This window comes from Streptomyces sp. SAI-135 (genome assembly GCF_029893805.1).
In the GTDB taxonomy this organism is placed as follows: Bacteria; Actinomycetota; Actinomycetes; order Streptomycetales; family Streptomycetaceae; genus Streptomyces.
Genome location: NZ_JARXYP010000001.1, coordinates 975,253 through 991,186, shown reverse-complemented (window position 1 = coordinate 991,186; position 15,934 = coordinate 975,253). Strand labels below are relative to the sequence as shown.

14 protein-coding genes and 3 pseudogenes are annotated in these 15,934 nt (G+C 68.6%); 9 read left to right on the top strand and 8 right to left on the bottom strand.

The features are described from left to right. Positions 1–186: 186 nt before the first annotated feature. From M2163_RS04355 to M2163_RS04345, 3 genes are all read right to left on the bottom strand, one after another. Complete coding sequence (locus M2163_RS04355; protein WP_280893105.1) at positions 187–588, bottom strand: hypothetical protein; 402 nt, start codon at positions 586–588, stop codon at positions 187–189. Between the two features lie 100 nt (positions 589–688). After that, on the bottom strand, positions 689–1,807 hold the full coding sequence (locus M2163_RS04350) for a hypothetical protein (RefSeq protein ID WP_280893104.1): 1,119 nt from the start codon (positions 1,805–1,807) through the stop codon (positions 689–691). 54 nt (positions 1,808–1,861) lie between these two features. Continuing rightward, complete coding sequence (locus tag M2163_RS04345) at positions 1,862–2,044, bottom strand: hypothetical protein (protein WP_280893103.1); 183 nt, start codon at positions 2,042–2,044, stop codon at positions 1,862–1,864. Between the two features lie 393 nt (positions 2,045–2,437). On the opposite strand from M2163_RS04345, the gene M2163_RS04340 reads away from it, so the two are divergent. Further along, complete coding sequence (locus M2163_RS04340) at positions 2,438–2,983, top strand: hypothetical protein (protein ID WP_280893102.1); 546 nt, start codon at positions 2,438–2,440, stop codon at positions 2,981–2,983. On the opposite strand, the gene M2163_RS04335 is transcribed toward M2163_RS04340, so the two are convergent. Then, positions 2,980–3,138 (bottom strand): hypothetical protein, encoded by a 159-nt coding sequence (locus M2163_RS04335; RefSeq protein ID WP_280855169.1) that lies wholly within the window; start codon positions 3,136–3,138, stop codon positions 2,980–2,982. The two genes, M2163_RS04340 and M2163_RS04335, sit on opposite strands and share 4 nt — an antisense overlap. Positions 3,139–3,988: 850 nt before the next feature. Here M2163_RS04335 and M2163_RS46565 point away from each other — a divergent pair. Then, positions 3,989–4,239 (top strand): annotated as a pseudogene (locus tag M2163_RS46565) (IS5/IS1182 family transposase); the annotation flags it as partial. 85 nt (positions 4,240–4,324) lie between these two features. On the opposite strand, the gene M2163_RS04330 reads toward M2163_RS46565, so the two are convergent. Beyond that, positions 4,325–5,209 carry an NAD(P)-binding domain-containing protein gene (locus M2163_RS04330; RefSeq protein WP_280893101.1) on the bottom strand — a complete coding sequence of 295 codons (885 nt, stop codon included), beginning with the start codon at positions 5,207–5,209 and terminating at the stop codon, positions 4,325–4,327. 251 nt (positions 5,210–5,460) lie between these two features. Further along, on the bottom strand, positions 5,461–6,930 hold the full coding sequence (locus M2163_RS04325; RefSeq protein ID WP_280854408.1) for an aldehyde dehydrogenase family protein: 1,470 nt from the start codon (positions 6,928–6,930) through the stop codon (positions 5,461–5,463). Between the two features lie 221 nt (positions 6,931–7,151). Between M2163_RS04325 and M2163_RS04320 the strand changes: the two genes are divergently transcribed. From M2163_RS04320 to M2163_RS04305, 4 genes are all read left to right on the top strand, one after another. Then, positions 7,152–7,643, top strand: coding sequence for a carboxymuconolactone decarboxylase family protein (locus M2163_RS04320; protein WP_280855121.1), 492 nt, complete (start codon positions 7,152–7,154; stop codon positions 7,641–7,643). A gap of 29 nt (positions 7,644–7,672) precedes the next feature. Beyond that, positions 7,673–8,473 (top strand): SDR family NAD(P)-dependent oxidoreductase, encoded by an 801-nt coding sequence (locus M2163_RS04315; RefSeq protein ID WP_280854409.1) that lies wholly within the window; start codon positions 7,673–7,675, stop codon positions 8,471–8,473. Then, positions 8,464–9,369, top strand: a complete 906-nt coding sequence (locus tag M2163_RS04310) for an amidohydrolase family protein (RefSeq protein ID WP_280854410.1) — start codon at positions 8,464–8,466, stop codon at positions 9,367–9,369. Before M2163_RS04315 ends, M2163_RS04310 begins: the two co-directional genes overlap by 10 nt. 62 nt (positions 9,370–9,431) lie before the next feature. Further along, on the top strand, positions 9,432–10,781 hold the full coding sequence (locus M2163_RS04305) for an MFS transporter (RefSeq protein ID WP_280854411.1): 1,350 nt from the start codon (positions 9,432–9,434) through the stop codon (positions 10,779–10,781). A gap of 12 nt (positions 10,782–10,793) precedes the next feature. Here the strand turns inward: M2163_RS04305 and M2163_RS04300 are convergent, their stop codons facing one another. After that, positions 10,794–11,585 (bottom strand): IclR family transcriptional regulator C-terminal domain-containing protein, encoded by a 792-nt coding sequence (locus M2163_RS04300; protein WP_280854412.1) that lies wholly within the window; start codon positions 11,583–11,585, stop codon positions 10,794–10,796. A gap of 386 nt (positions 11,586–11,971) precedes the next feature. On the opposite strand from M2163_RS04300, the pseudogene M2163_RS04295 reads away from it, so the two are divergent. Both M2163_RS04295 and M2163_RS46560 read left to right on the top strand, forming a co-directional pair. After that, positions 11,972–12,753, top strand: a pseudogene (locus M2163_RS04295) (transposase family protein); the annotation flags it as partial. A gap of 139 nt (positions 12,754–12,892) precedes the next feature. Next, a pseudogene (locus M2163_RS46560) lies at positions 12,893–13,102 on the top strand (nucleic acid-binding protein); the annotation flags it as partial. 566 nt (positions 13,103–13,668) lie between these two features. Here M2163_RS46560 and M2163_RS04290 read toward each other — a convergent pair. Then, the gene (locus M2163_RS04290) at positions 13,669–14,325 is read right to left on the bottom strand and encodes an NAD(P)H-dependent oxidoreductase (protein ID WP_280854413.1); all 657 of its coding nucleotides are present in this window, start codon (positions 14,323–14,325) and stop codon (positions 13,669–13,671) included. 100 nt (positions 14,326–14,425) lie between these two features. On the opposite strand from M2163_RS04290, the gene M2163_RS04285 reads away from it, so the two are divergent. Beyond that, entirely contained in the window at positions 14,426–14,914 is a 489-nt protein-coding gene (locus M2163_RS04285; RefSeq protein ID WP_280854414.1) for a MarR family transcriptional regulator, read from the top strand. Positions 14,915–15,934 lie beyond the last annotated feature (1,020 nt).

The following is a 15,934-nucleotide window of genomic DNA, read 5'->3' as shown; positions in this document are numbered from 1 at the left end:
TGGTGAGCAGGGCACGAACGCTGAACGTACGGTTCGGTCAGGCACGCACGAGAGGCCCGGCGGCTGCCAGGAACGCTTCCTGGGACCGGGTCGCCGACATGGGACGCCACGACGACGATGCCGTCGGTCTCGTGGACGAGACCGACGACATCAAGGAGTGGTCCGGCGAGCTCGGCAGTGCTGCTCTCAGCAGTGCCGCAGACCGCGCGCGCTCGGATCGGCGTCGAACGAGGACGGTGTGTTGACCCAGTCCGCCGGGACGTAGCCCCACCCGTCGTAGCCAGGAGCGGTCCAGTCACCCTTGGTGTGGTACCAGGTGGTGTTGCCACCGCCGTGCAGTCCGCCATAGGTCCAGCAGTCGAACCAGCTGAAGGTGGAATAGAGCTGCCCCGTTATGTTCGCTTCGTGGTAGGCGCCCGAGCGCAGAATGGCGGGGGCTCCGTTCCCGCACCACAGCCGGCCGTCGCTCGCCCGGACTCCGCACTCGGCGCTGGCAGCGGCACTGGCCGAAGGGGCGGCGATCACACCGCCCGCCGTCAGGGCGAGGGCTGCCATCCAGAGGGAGAGACACTTCCTGGTCCTGGTCATCCACCTGTCCTTTTCTCATTGTTTTTCGAGTTCGGCCGAAAGGTGCCGGGTGCCTGCCCAGCTCTTCCCGCAGGCCCTTCGCCGCACCGTGATGCACTGCTCAGCACTGCGCGACGCCGGGCAGTTGGTTGTCCGGACTGCTCATGTAGATGTTGCTGACATAGCCCCCGTACTGAGGCAGGTAGGCCCACCACTCGTTGGTGTAGGGCGGGACCGAGACGGTCTCCCCTCGCGTCTGGCAGCCGACCAGCACCTCGACCCCGGCGGGGAGCTGGAGGAGCGGGTCGCGGGTGGTGTTGGGCTCGGGGCGGACGTTGACACCGGAGCTCCAGGTGCCGAACCACGTGCCCGCCGGTCGTACGCCACCGGGAACGTTCAGCGAACGGGTCAGCCTGCCCAGGTCGGTGTACGCCTTGCCGTACGAGGTGCCGACGTCGTGCAGGGTGTAGACGGCCACGATGGAGCGGTCACCGGCACCCACCGTCCCGGTCGTGTGCAGCGCCGGTTTCGTCAGGTCGACGGACGCTGCCTTGCCGTTGAGGGCCGACGTGGCGGGGCGGCACGTACCTTGCTCGATGTCACCGAAACCCGACCAGCCCTGTTTCACGGCCCACGGCTTGTTGAAGGCGCCCGCGATACCGAAGTGCTGGTCGAAGTGGTCGGTGGCGGAGCAGCGTGTGGACTGCTTCAGATTGCCCATGATCAGTTCGCGGACGCGGGCGGGCGCCGTGTCCAGCAGGTAACGGTAGATCTTCACCGTGTCCGCGGCCGTCAAGGCTGTGTAGCCCCACATGCCGTCCTGGTTGGCGGGCGGTGGGGTCGTGTTGCTGGAGAGGGACAGCTCACGGGCCATCCGGGTGACGATCGAGCCCTCGCCGTTGCGCACCCAGAATTCGCTGGCCGCGTCGTCGTCGCTGCTGCGCAGCATGGAGTTCCACTTGGCCTGGTCACCGGACGGGATCTGGTAGTCCGGGCCGCGGTTCCAGAGGTAGTCCAGCGCGATCAGCAGTTTGACCACGGAGGCCGACCGGAACTGCATGTTCGGGTTCAGCTGCTCGGTGAAGGTGCCGGTCTGCCGGTCGAAGACGGCGACTCCCGCCGTCACACCGGCCGGCACGGTGACACCGGCCGCGTCACGTGGCGCGGACGACGCCGCGTCGGTCGCCGCGTTCGTTGCCGCGGTGGCCGAAGGGCTGAGCAGGGCGGTCGTCACGGCCATGACCACGGCACACAGCACTGCTACGGAACGCCATCTGCTCCATCGGAACATGGCTCAGTACCGCTTTGTACGGTCGAGGACGTTGCCGCCGCACACCGGCGCAGCGCGGGACATCCGCCCGTCGGGATTGTCGCCGGTGCCGTGGCCCACGGCGGCCGAGTGGGCCGCGTCCGGTGCGATGGGCGACAGGCCGCCAGCCGCCGCGCCGAGCAACCGCAGTGAACGCGAGGTGCGCATGGTGAGTTCCCCGTCTCTGTCGGTGGTGGTTCGGCCGGGTGGGCCGCGCCTGCCGAGAAGACTCACCTGGGCCGCGTTGCGGCGACAATCGGTTTCGGCGTACGCCGAAAGTCCTCGGCGGGATATTCGATCCGCCACCGGGTTGGCAGGGGGTCCGGCCGTTCCATTCGCGCAAGTCGGCGGCGCCAACCTCTACCAGTACGCCCTGTCCTCCCCCACCACCTACACCGACCCCACCGGCAACAACCCACAGGAACGAGGGCTGCAGGTAAGGCAGTTGGAGGAAGCCGGCGTTCACGACCGGGCTTCGGGGGGGGGGAGGGAGATCTGTATCTGCGGCAGCGGGACGATCTGACCCGGGAGTGTGAGCGGCTGCGCGAGAGGGTCGAGACCTTGACGGCCGCGGTCGAGGAAGCGGTCCGCGAACGCAATGCGGTGCAGCGCCGGTGTGTTGAATTGGAGGCGGAGCTTGCCGCGGCGCAGGACCTGGCGGAGCGTGAGGAACTGCGGCGGCAGCAGGCGGAGGAACGGCTGCGGCTGGCCAAGGCGGCTGGTGTGACCGAACAGCGGCTTGCTGACCTTGAACGTGCTCAGAGGGAGTCTGAGCAGGGACGTCTCGCGGCCGCGCGGGATGCCGCGGCGCGGCTGGAGGACGCAGAAGCGAAAGCCCGGGAGATCATCGAAGCGGCCAGCAGCCGGGTCACCCGGATCCGGCCTTCGGTGGTGAGCCGGTCCGCAGCTCTGCGGCTGCTGCGGGATGTGGCGGTCGACATCGCTGAGCGGCGCCTGCCGATGCTGGAGCCGTACGAGCGCATCGAGCTCTCCGGCGCTCCCGAGGCCGGGATCCACGGCCGCGCGGTCACCGACCTCGTGCACCTGCTCGCCGAGCTGCTGAGGATGCGGACGTGCTCGATGTCGTCGGTGTACTGGCGTAACTAGGGGCCGGCCATGGTGCCGGGGATGAGGACGCCGGCCTCGGGGTCGACAGACAGGACGACCAGGGCACGGTCCAGGGCGTGGAGCTCCGCCTCGCTGGTGATGTTCTCCAGCTGCTTGGCGGATACGGGCGCGGCGGGGGCCGTGCTGAGGGCCATCAGGCGACTGCCGGCCGTTGGGTGGTGAGGCGGGCGAGACGGCAGGAGTGGATGAGCAGGGGCTGTTCACCGAGGGGTGCCTGCTTGGGCTGCGCGCCAAGCTGTGTACCGACGTCGACGCCCTCGACAGGTGCTTGCCGCCGCAGGCCGCCGCACTGGTCGGAAGGTCGCCGGGGTGATGGGGGTGCCGTAGCCCGGCGCCCGCGTGACGGTGGGGTTTTGCCGTCGTTGGACGGTACGCCCCCGACGGGGCCCCGGGCCGTTTCTCCGGGGTCCTGTTCGGGGCCGCATGACCCACGGCAGCGCCTCGGCGACTGGGCTGCCGCGGTCGGCTGCCTAGCCGATCTTGTGAGGGCCATGACCGACGACGTTGCTGGCGCGGTCCCCTTCGATGTCCCTGGCCGTGCTGGGGTGTTCCGTGTCCCTGCGTTGGGTGGGGAAACGACTTTGTCGCTGATGGGCCGATGCGGACGCCGACCAGCCGCTGGAGTATCTCGAGTTGCGGGCCGTGCCTGAGGTGATGGCGGCGCAGCGGCGGTGGGCGGGGGGTGGTGCGGCGGGCGGTGCGGCGAGCGGTGCGGGCGGGGGCGGGAGCCGCGGCAGGTGTTCGTGCTGGCGCATGCGGTGGTGTGCCGGTGGTGGGAGCAGCCCTGTGCTGGGAGCGGGAGACGATCTGGCCGCGGCGCCTTCATCAGGTGGCGGGCGGCAGTGCCGGGGCTGATGTGACGGGTTGGCGGGTGGTGGGGCGCGACGCGGTCGTTTTTCCCGAAGTGGTGGCCGTCGCGGACGCGCTGCTGGATCCGGTCATGGCGGAACTGGTGGGGGACGAGGGCCCTGCCGGGCAGCCGCCCTCGACCACGGCGCCCGCCTCGGCATCGACGTCCACCCCGTCCACCGCCCACCCGGCAGCCGCGGGTTCACCATCGTCCCAAGACGATGGGCCATCTCGCGCAGTATCGGCTGGCTCATGCATCACCGATGCCTCGCCAGCGACTACGAACGCCATCCGCACCGCTCCGAAGCCATGATCCACATCGCAAGATCGGCCTCATGGCCCGCAGACGCACCGGCGAAGCCATCCCCCACTGGCGCGGAACCTGACCCGGGACCAAAACATGGATCACCGGACCAAACGCTCAGTCAGGAATGACGCAGAAGGGGAGGCCGGGCGCAGGTCCTGCCGATCTCAGTCCCGCTCGCCGTCCTGCGGCCGTGTCCACAGCTCGGCGATCACCGCGTAGTCGTCACGTCCGTTGAACCGGCCGACGGCGTTCTCGAAGGCGGTGTGGGTCGCGCCGATCGAGTAGAGCGGGACGCGCCACTCGGCTGCCATCGCCAGGGCCAGCAACGAGTCCTTGCGCGCCGCTTCCAGCGACATGCCGCCGGCGTAGTCTCGGGCGGGGACACGCTCGCCGATGCGGTGGAGCAGCGGTCGAAGCAGGCCCGCCTCTTCGCCGCGGAGCATCTCGACCAGCATCTCCTCGGTGATGCCATAGGGCAGGCCCATGGCCCGCGCTTCCGAAAGCGTCACCATGGTCGCGTGTGCGACGGCGTTGTGGATGACCTTCATGGCCATGGCGGCCCGGGGGCGACCGAGCCAGGTCACCTTGGCGCTGAGGGCGTTGATGATCTGTACGACCAGTTCGCCCGCGGAATGCTCGTCGGCGCCGACGAGCATCGTCGACGTACCGGCGGCCATGGCCGGGACGCCTGAGATGATCGCCGCGTCGATCACCCGGATTCCCTTGGGCTCCAGGTAGGCCTCCATCGCGGCGATGTCGTTAGGGCTCACGGTGCTTGTCTCGATGACGACGGACCCCTTCTCCAGCAGCTCGGCGAGCCGGCGCGCCGTGTCGAGGGAGATGTCGGAGCGCGGCAGGCAGAGCACGACGACGTCGCAGCCGGACAGGTCGGACAGCTCCGCGGTCGGCTGCAGGCCCTCTGCCGCGGCGTTCGCCCGCGCCGCCTCGCTGACGTCGAAGCAGGGGCCGGGCCGTACGGTGGCGGCACGCCGTGCGACCTGCAGGCCCATGTTGCCCAAGCCGCAGACGCCGATGGTCACTTCACTCATGATTCAGTCCTTCTCTCGGTACATCACTGGGACGGGGGTTTCGGTGCGTCCTGTCACGGGCGCCCGCGGGAGGCCGCGGCTGCTGAAAGGTGGCGTCGCGAACCGCAGGGAGCACCCGCCGCTCTGCGCCCGGTCGTCGTGAGAGCCTGCGCCCGGATGCGGACGGGACCTCGAAACACGCCCTGGGCCGAACGGACATCGCCGCGATGCGAAGCGACGCGGTACGGGGATGCTGTTGCTGATCGTCGCCGTCAGTACTCGTTGCTGACGAATACGGTCGTCATGAAGTCCCGCACGCCCTCGACACCGCCCTCGCGCCCGTAGCCGGAGTCATGGACGCCGCCGAACGGCGTCTCGGGGAACGAGGCATTCCAGTTGTTCAGCACGATGTTGCCCGCCCGGAGGTGGGTGGCGAGGTACTCGGCTGTCGGGCCGGACGCGGTGAAAGCGTAGGCGGCCAGGCCGACACTGACGGAGTTGGCCGCTGCCACGGCTTCCTCAAGGGCCGTGTACGACTCCACTGTGGCGAGCGGGCCGAACGGCTCGACGGACCGGACGCGGGCATCCGCGGGGACCCCGGTGAGGACTGTGGGTGCGAGGAACAGGCTCCCGTCCTGGAGCCGCTCGCCTCCGGCGGCCAGGTGGGCGCCGCGCTCGACGGCGTCCGCGATCAGCCCCTCGATGTGCGCGCACTGCTTCTCGTTCTGCATCGGTCCGATGGCGGTCCCGTCCGCGAAAGGATCTCCGACGGTCATCCGAGAGGTTTCCGCGACGAACTCGGCGACAAAGCGGTCGTGGATGTCCTGGTGTACGAGGAACCGGGTCGGAGAGATGCATGTCTGGCCCACATTGCGGAACTTGGCACGAGCCGCGCCGCGCGCGACCTTCGCCACGTCCGTGTCCCTGTGCACGACCACCGGGGCATGTCCACCGAGTTCCAGGATCTGCGGCTTGAGGTGTCCGGCCGCCTGGGCGGCGAGTGTGCGGCCGAGCCCGACCGAGCCGGTCACGGTGATCATCCGGATTTCGTCGCTGGGGATCAGCACGTCGCTGATGTCGGGACCGTGGCCGGACACCATCTGCACCAACCCGGCGGGTGCGCCCGCCGCGTCCAGCGCTTCCAGCAGGAACAAGCCCGTCGAAGGCGCCTGCTCCGAGAGCTTGAGGACGAGGCTGCACCCCGCCGCCAGGGCTCCGGACACCTTGCGGGACGGCGTGTTCAGCGGAGCGTTCCAGCTGGACACCGCGTACACCGGGCCGACCGGCCTGAGCCGCGCCTCCAGGTGCAGGCCGGGCCGGCGACCCGGGATGATCCGGCCGTAGGCGCGCAGTGCCTCGTCGGCGGCCCATTCGAGCAGCGACGCGGACAGGTTCACCTCGGTGAGCGCTTCACCGAACGGCTTGCCCAGCTCCAGCGCGATGCGGGTGGCACCCTCGTCCTTGTTCTCACGCAGCCACCGGGCAGCGGAGTGCAGCACCTCTCGACGCGCGTACACGCTCAGGGCCGACCAGGTCTCGAACGCTTCGCGGGTGGCTGCGAGAGCGTCTTTGAGGTCCGTCGCCGTCGCCAGAGGCAGCGCGCCCAGCGTGGCGCCGGTGGTCGGATTGACCACGGAGAACGTCTCGCGGCCCCCGCCGGTGCGCCGCTGCCCTGCGATGGCCAGGTACGGGGCCGGGTAGCGGTCGAGGTGCTTGCGGGTGGACGAGGTGTCGACCGACATGTCGACCTTTCCGGATCGTCGAGACCGGGTCTCGTGTCCTTCTCGGTGCTGCGGGCCCGCCGTTCGCAGCGGGCTCACAGCGACTTGATGATGTACGCATTGCGTACACACGTACGCTTGACGTACATACTGTTGCCTGTCAGCATCGTCGTGTCAAGCGTGGGCGGAACCAGGCCGTACCAGCACGAACCCTGACGGATGGAGCGGTTGTTGTGACGCGGATGGCAGAGCCGATGGCCGATGGGGAGATCGCGGACCGGATCCGCGCGCGGCGTGGCGGCGACCTGCGCGCGCTGGACCAGGCCCTGCTGTACTCCCCCCAGATCGCCCTGGGCTGGAACGAACTGCTCGGCGCGGTGCGCGAGCGGTCGACCCTGCCCGGCGATCTGCGCGAGCTGGCCATCCTCATCGTGGCGCGGATCAACGACGCACCGTACGAGTGGCGTGCTCATGCCCCCCTCGCGCTCGGCGAGGGACTCACCGTCGAACAGGTGGAATGGCTGCGCGAACCCGTCGGCCCCACCCCGTTGACCGCGCTGCAGACGGCGGCGGTGGAGTTCACTGAAACGCTGACGCGGGACTGCCGCGTTCCCCATGACATGTTCGAGCAGGTCCGCGCCCGGCTGGGAGACCGGGGCGTCGTGGAACTCGCGCTGACCGTCAGCGCTTACAACATGGTCTCGCGGTTCCTCAACGCGATGGCGATCGCATGACTGGCAGGACGGAAAGACAGGAGCAGGGTATGAGCGGACGTCTCCACGACAAGGTGGCGATCGTCTTCGGCGCCGGCGGAGAGGCCACGGGTCTGGGCAACGGCAGCTCATGTGCGTCGCTGTTCGCCCGGGAGGGCGCACGCGTGGTGGCGGCGGACATCGACGCCACGGCACTGGGCACCACCGAGCAGCGGATCAAGGAGTCGGGCGGCACGGTGCTGCCGATCGTGTGCGACGCGCTCGACGCCGTATCCGTGCAGGAGGTGGTGGACACCGCGGTACGTACCTACGGCCGCGTCGATGTGCTGGTCAACGTGGTGGGCGGGTCACGCAAGGGCGGGGCGGCCGAGCTCCCGCCCGAGGAATGGCAGCGACAACTCGACTTCAACCTCGGCAGTGTCTACCGCACCTGCCGGGCTGTACTCCCCGTGATGACCGAGCAGGGCTCCGGCTCGATCGTCAACTACGCCTCGACCTCCGGGATCCGGTACACGGGCTCCCCCCAGGTCGCCTACGCCTCGGCCAAAGCAGGCGTGATCTCCTTCACTCGTGTGACGGCGGTGCAGTACGCGGCACACGGCATCCGCTGCAACACGGTGATCCCCGGACAGCTGCACACCCCGCTCGTCGAGTCCCGGCTCGCAGCCCAGCGGACCGGCGGGGACGTCACGCGACTGCTCGCCGAGCGCGCGGCGCGCATCCCGCTGCCCTGGGCCGGGGACGGCCGGGACACCGCCTACGCGGCGCTGTTCCTGGCTTCCGACGAGTCCCGGTTCGTCACCGCCACGGAGATCGTGGTGGACGGAGGGATGAGCGCCCGATGCGACTGAACGATCACGACGTCGTCGACCTGGGCCCGCACGAGGTGTCGCTGCCGCCGGACCCGGAACCGCGACGCCCCACGCTCGCCCTCCCGCCCGGCGCATGGGACATGCACTGCCATGTGATCGGGCCAGTATCGCGCTTTCCCTATGCGCGGGGCGCCCGCTCCACTCCGCCGGACGCGACCGCCGAGGACCTGGGACGACTGCATGCCGCGCTGGGCATAGAACGGACCCTCATCGTGCAGTCCGTGGCGCACGGCTCGGACCACCGTGTGCTGCTGGACGCCCTGCGCAAGGGCGAGGGCCGCCACCGCGGTGTCGCCCTGCTGACCCCCGAGGTGACCGAGGCGGAACTCGACGTACTGCACGAGGCCGGTGTACGCGGGATGCGGGTGCACTTCCTGCCTGAGCTGGCCGACGTGCCCACCCCGGCCGAACTCGACCGGCTCGCGGCGATCGCGCGAGCCCGCGACTGGCACATCGAGCTGCACCTCATGGGCGCCGACGTACTCGACCACGAGGACGTGATCGCGTCGCTCGGTGCCCGCGTCGTGATCGACCACATGGCCCGCTTCGACCTCGCCTCCAGCGCGGCGGACGCTCGCCTCGCCGCGCTGCTACGGCTGCTCGACGCCGGCCACGTCTGGGTCAAGCTCAGCGGAATCGACCGGCTGAGCATCGAACCGCCACCATTCACCGATGCCGTCGGCGTCGCCAGAACCCTCACGGCACACGCTCCTGAGCGAACGCTCTGGGGCACCGACTTTCCCCACCCGCAAAGCCGCGGATGGACTCCTTCCGATGCCTACCGCGCCGAACTGATCGAGCAGTTCGCGCCCACCGAGGGCGACCGCAGACGCCTTCTCGTCGAAAATCCCCTGACCTTCCTGAACGCCACCTGATTCAAGTCCCACCATCACGAGCCGCATCGTCCGGCAGTTCAGGACCCCAGAGAGGAATGGCAATGGAGCCGACCGTCAACAACGTCATGAGCCCAGGCAGTGATACCGGGACGGCTGTCCCGCCGGGGCCGGGGAGGATCGTACGGCAGAAACCGGCCAAGACCCTGACCGCCGCGATCTGCGGCACCGTCGTCGAGTACTACGACTTCGGGATCTACGGCTATATGGCCACCATGCTGGGGGCCCTGTTCTTCGTCTCCTCAGACCCGAACGCCGAGCTTCTCGGCACCTTCGCGACGTTCGCGGTGGCGTTCTTCCTCCGGCTCCCCGGTGGTGTCTTCTTCGGTCACATGGGCGACCGCTACGGCCGCAAGCGCGCACTGTCGTGGACCATCCTGCTCATGGTGCTGTCGACCGCACTGATCGGCGTCCTGCCGACACACGTGACGCTCGGCATCTGGGCCACAGTCCTGCTGGTCCTCACCCGCTGCCTGCAAGGGTTTGCCGCGGGCGGAGAACTCTCGGGCGCCAACGCTTTCGTCGCCGAGTCGGCGCCGGCGCACCGCCGAGCCACGTTCACCTCCCTGGTGAACACCGGCACCTACCTCGGCTCGATCCTCGCATCCCTCGTCGCGTTGGCCGCGACCAGCTGGTTTCCCGCCGAGACCATCACCGACTGGGCCTGGCGGCTCCCGTTCCTGCTGTCCCTGCCGATCGGCGTCGTCGGGCTGTGGATCCGGAGTCAGCTTGAGGACACCCCCGAGTTCCAGCGGACCCAGGACAACGGCGAAACCGCGGATCTCCCCATCAAGGAGCTGTTCCGCACATCCGGCACCACGATCGTGAGGATCGCCTGTCTTGGCGCGGTGATCACCGGCGGGTACTACCTCTCCAGCGTGTACGCGGCGACCTACCTGCAGACCGTGGGCGGGCACTCGCCGCGGACGGCCTTCCTGTCCACCAGTCTCGCCCTCGTCGTCGGCTGTCTGTGCATGCCGATCTCCGGCATGCTCTCGGACCGCTTCGGCCGCAAACCCGTCCTCGCGATCGGCAGCGTGGCCTCCGGCGTGGCGGCGTACCCGATGTTCGCGCTGATGGCCCAGGAGGCGGTGTGGCCGGCCATCACCGCACAGTGCGTCCTGATGGCCCTCGTGTCACTGGTCAACGGATCCGCGTTCACCACCTTCGCCGAGATGCTGAAGACCTCGGTGCGCTACAGCGGCATCGCCTTCGGGAACAACATCTCGAACTCGCTGCTCGGCGGCACTGCACCGTTCATCGCGACATGGCTGATCACGGTCTCCGACAACAACCTGTCGCCCACGTTCTACTTCATTTTCTGTGCGGCGGTGAGCACCATAGCGGCACTCACCCTTCGTGAGACCAAGGGCATCGACCTGCACCACGACTGATCCAGCCGTCGGCTACGGGGTGGGATCCGCACGGTAGCCGAGCGTTGCCGAGATCGCACCGGCGGTTCTGACGACCGCCGGTGCGTATTTCTCCACCAGCGTCTGCTGCGACACCCGTACGGAGTTGGCCGTGACGTTGATCGCCGCGACCGAATAGCCGTCGGCGCCGAGGACCGGCGCCGCTGCCGAGCGGACCCCCAGCTCCCGCTCACCGTTCGCCGTCGCGTAACCACGCCGGCGGATTCGCGTGAACTCCGCGTCCATCTCACTCGCTTCGGTGATGGTGTTCTCGGTGAGCGCGGGAAACGGCCCGGACGCCAGGAACCGCTCGACGGTCTCCGGGCGACTGGTTGCGAGCAAGGCCTTGCCCAGGGACGTGGCGTGGGCGGGCAGCCGCGAGCCCACGTTGAGGGCGAGGAGTCCTTCCCGGACGGGAACTCGAATCACGTAGACCACCTCATCGCCGTCCAAAGTGGCGAGCGAACACGACTCCTGCAGGGTGGTGGCCAGCTCCCGCAGATGCGGTTGCGCCGTCTCCCAGAACGGCAAGGTCGACAAGTATCCGAACCCGAGCCGCATCACCTTCGGGCTCAACCAGTACTCACGCCCGTCCGTGTACATGAACCCCTGGTCGACGAAGGTGAGCAGGATCCGCCGGGCGCTCGGTCGGGTCATGCCGGTCAGCTCTGCCGCACGAGAAACCGTCACCCGCGGAATGTCGTCGGAGAACACCTGAAGCAAGGTCAGCGACTTCACGACGGATGTGATGACATGGGGCGACGCAGTCTCGCGTTCTTCTGACATCCGATGGGCACCTTCTGTCGTACAGCAGCCACAGGAAGCGACTTGAGCTGGGCATCAGCCTAATCGATGGACCGTGCGAGCACGCCGAGCCGTGCGACACGACGACATGCCACGAGGCTGGACCGAAGGTGCCCCTCATACGTGCCGCAGACGTGAGGACAAGAAGACGGGGACGCAGGCAGCCCCGGTCGGTGCTGTTTCAGACCCGGCACCCACACGATCACTGAGAAGCGACTCCCAAACCGGGCACCCTGGCTGTTGGTCCAACCCTTGGCCGAGTCACGCTCGTTGTGGTGATCGGCCGGTGGCCAGCGCTTACGAGTTGGTGCGTGACAGCGGGGGAGGCGTTGTGCCTGGCCGGTGGCATGATCCCGTCTGTGGTGATCATGGTCAATCGGGCAGTGCTGGCGCATCGGCTGTTCACCGGGATCTCGGGGCGTCATCTCGCGCTCCTGGTGGAGGAGTTGGCGGAGCCCTGGCAGGCCGGGGTTGAGGGTCGTCGCCATGCTGCACGCGGCGGGGTCCGGAAGCGGGCCGCGGGAGCTGGCGCCCGTCACCGGCTGGTCTTCGTCGACTGGCTGGTGGCCACGCGGATCCATCTGCGGCACGACCTGCCGCACTCGGTGCTGGGCCTGCTGTTCGGCGTCGACCGCTCCACTGTCACCCGTGCGATCGGTGAGGTACGCACGCTCCTGGCCGAGCGGGGGTGCGCGGTCCCCGACCGCCCCGGCCGGCGATTACGAACGCTGGCTGACGTGTTCGCCCATGCCCAGGCCGAGCGCATCGAACTGCGGCTGGGCGCCACCGAGATCCAGGTCCGCCGGCCACCGGCCGGCCGCGGCGGACGGCGCGCATTCGTCTCCGGGAAGAAGACAGAACACCATGAAGGCCACCGTCATCGCCGACTGGCGGGCTCGCACGTTATGGACCGACACCCTGCGGCCTGGTCGTATGCACTGACGCCACAGCCGCCCGCACCGAGGGCATCGCCATCTGCTTCCAGTACTTCCCCGACGTCGAGGTCCTCCTGGACGACGGCTACCTCGGCCTGAGCCGTGACCACCGCGGGCAAGCCATCACCCCGCCGAGAAAACCGCGGCCTGGAGCACCGCCCGACAGGGTCGAACAGTGGGAACGCGACCGCCACGGGCACTCCTCAGATCGCATCTGATGGAGTGGACGAAGGAGTGCATGGCCGCCCACGGCTGGTAACTGCAGGACGCCCCGCCTGACCAGCCCTGAGCCGGGCGGAGTGCCGCCGCGTCGTATGGGCAGCGCGGTCTCCGGGTCGAACCGCTGTTGGGGCCGTGGCGACCACGTACGACTTCCCCGGCCACCACATCGCAGCACGGCAGGAACTCAACCAGGTGCGGGCCGGCCTCACCGCCCTGTACAAGCGGCTGCCGTACTCCGTCGAACCGATGGAGGCCTGGCAGCGTTCCGAGGGCTACTGGCTTGCCACCTCCCGTGCCTACCCGGACCCGCTGGGCTGGTCGGAGCAGGAGCGCCAGCAGGTCCCGGGCGCCTGGCTGTACAAGGCGGCCGTCCCGGCCCGGCAGAACACGCCCTGGCCAGGTGGAGCCCGTCTTCCCGTACCCGGAGTCTCGTACGACGACGTCCCCGCGACCGGACTGCCGCAGCCGGCGACCGAGCAGCAGATGCTCGCGGAGCGCCGGCCGTCGGGCTGGGTCCTGCAGAAGCTGGACGGCGGCCGCGGTCCCGGCCGGGCGTCATCCACGCCGTCGACTTCGAGGAAGCACCCGCCGGCCGCGCCGCCGGATGACGCGCCGGAGGATCCGGAGAACGTCCTCGTCGCCTTCTCGGCGGCCAGGCACCGGCCCCACCACTTGGCCTCCGCGGCCCTGCCCTTCATGTCACCTCATGGGCAGAACGCTACCGGGCTTTGGGGCGCCGCCTGTCGGCCGGCAGCGATGATCTCGGCGGTCGCAGTACGCGTTTGCCCATGCCTGCGACGCATGAGTGGCGAGGGAGTCCCGGGAGCATCGCGAAGACTCGGACGGGTGAGCAGCATGGTGGGCGGTGAGGCGGCGCCGATGCCGCCCACCACGCCGGATCCCCGGGATCAGGCCGCGGCCTCCTCGAAGCGTGCGGCGATCTCCTTGGCGTGGGCCGCGGCGTCCTGGCGGCCCTTGGCGCGGAACTCCTTGGCCTGCGGGATCAGATCGACCAAACCCATGCGTTCGACGCCGGTGAGCTGGACCACGACGAAACGCACGTCAAGACCGAGGGCCTTGACCAGCAGTGTCTCCAGGTACGGCTGTACGTGGTCCCAACCCTCGTTCGGGGCGCCGGGGAAGTAGCCACCGCCATAGGTCAGCACCGCGGTCGCGGGGCGGCCGACGAGCGGCAGCGGGTCAAGGCCGAAGGTCTTGCCGGTCACCAGGACCTGGTCGACCCAGTCCTTGAATGACCCTGGCACCCCCCAGTTGTACATCGGCACCGCGAAAAGGAAGGCGTCCGCCTCGAGCACCTCGTTCATCAGCTCGTAGCGCTTCTCTGCCGCTTCCTTCTGCTCCGGGGTGCGGTTGTCGGCGGGTGTGAACTCGGCCAGCACCGCAGACCGGCTCACCGGAAGGACCGGGTTGGAGCCCAGGTCGCGGTGGACGACCTCGCCCCCCGGGTGCTCCTGGGTCCAGACATCGAGGAAGTTCTTGGCGATCTCCTTCGACACGGATTCCTCCGTGAACACCGAGGAATCGACGTACAGCAGACGCGCCATTGGTTGCTCCTTAGACAATCTGACTTACAACTCGTTGTGGATCAAGAATGTCTGCGAGTCAGACTATTGTCAAGCTCTCGTGTTGCGATAGGCTGAGGTCATGCCGGAATCAACAGCTCAAGGTGCGCCTGAGGACTTCGACGAACCCCTGACCTGGCTACTGGGCGAGAGCTTTCGGATCCATCTGAGCGTGATGCGCGAGGCCGTGGGCGATCTACCGCACGGGCCGCGCGGCTTCCAGGCGTTGTGTGAAGCGGCCGACCCGACGCCGCGCAATCAAGCGGAGTTGGCCAGGTGTCTTGGTCTCGACCGGACCGTGATGGTCTACCTGATCGACGACCTTGAGACTGCCGGTCTGGTCGAGCGGGTGCCGGATCCCAGCGACCGTCGCAGCAAGCTCATCCGAGCGACGCCTGCCGGTACTGCCCGGCTGCGCGAGTTGCGCAAAGCGACCGTGATCGCCGAAGCCGAACTATTGGCCGACTTTTCCCTCGCCGAGATGAAGTCGCTGCGCTCGCTACTGCAGCGGATCGCCGCGCGGGGCTCCCGGTACCAACAAGTAACATTGTGCGCTGACAACGGTTCATGACAGGCCGTCGCCGCTGCAGTCGGTATTACCTGGCGCACGGCATAAGCGGACGACCGGTGTCTGGTGGTGTCGGGCACCAAGGTCGACGCGGAGGTGCTCGAGGAAGAGGTCGCCCAGGTTCTCTCCTCGATGGGTCTGCGCCTGTCACCAGAGAAGATGTCGGTCACCTACATTGACGAGGGCCTTGTTTTCCTCGGCCGGCACACCCGGCGCCACCGCGAGCGAGGCGCCCGCAAGCACTGTGTCTGCATCTTCCCGTCACGCGAGGACCTCGCGGCTGTGATGGCCGAGGCGCAGTGCCGCAAGAGAGGCACTGCCACGTGCGTTGATATCCTCCTCATCCGTCTGAACTGGACGCTGCGAGGCCGGTACGCCTACGTCCGGCCAGGGTGTCCGGCGCCGCCCCCCGGCCGGGCTCGCGGGGCCGGCGAGGGCGCGGATGCGGTTCGTGTTGCGAGTGGATTCTCGACCAGGCGATTCCGGACCGGGTCTCGAAGGTCTCGTCTGCCGTCCGCAACGACCGTCGAGAGCACTTCGGCAGGAAGGTCCAAGGAAGGGGCCATGCGGCGGCAGCCGGGCACCGTTGTCCGTGGCCCGCAAACTCCTCCGGCGGACCACACCTTGTGTACGTTGGGTGACTAGGTGCTCGTCCCGGCCTGACGTACGCGACACCCGATGTGCTGCCTTCCCAGAGACTTCCTTGATGCTGCACGGCTCCCCAGCCGTGCAGCATCCGTGAGCCGACTGGGTCGTGCGAATACTGCGTTACGGGCGGACGCGAGCGAGGAACACGGCGAGGTCACCGGCTGCTTCGGGTTCGGCGGTGGCGAGCCGGGCCGTGAACGCCAGCTGCTCGACGTCGACGCCGGGGAGCAGGCGGCGAGTTCGGTGAGCAGCGCGGCGTGCGCGAGGACCGGCAGGGTGAGAAGGCCGGCGGCTTCCTCGCGGGCGGCCGGGTCGCGGTAGTGCCCGAGGTGCGCGGCGAGGGCGTGGCGAGCCAGGCGTCGACGTCGGCCTGGA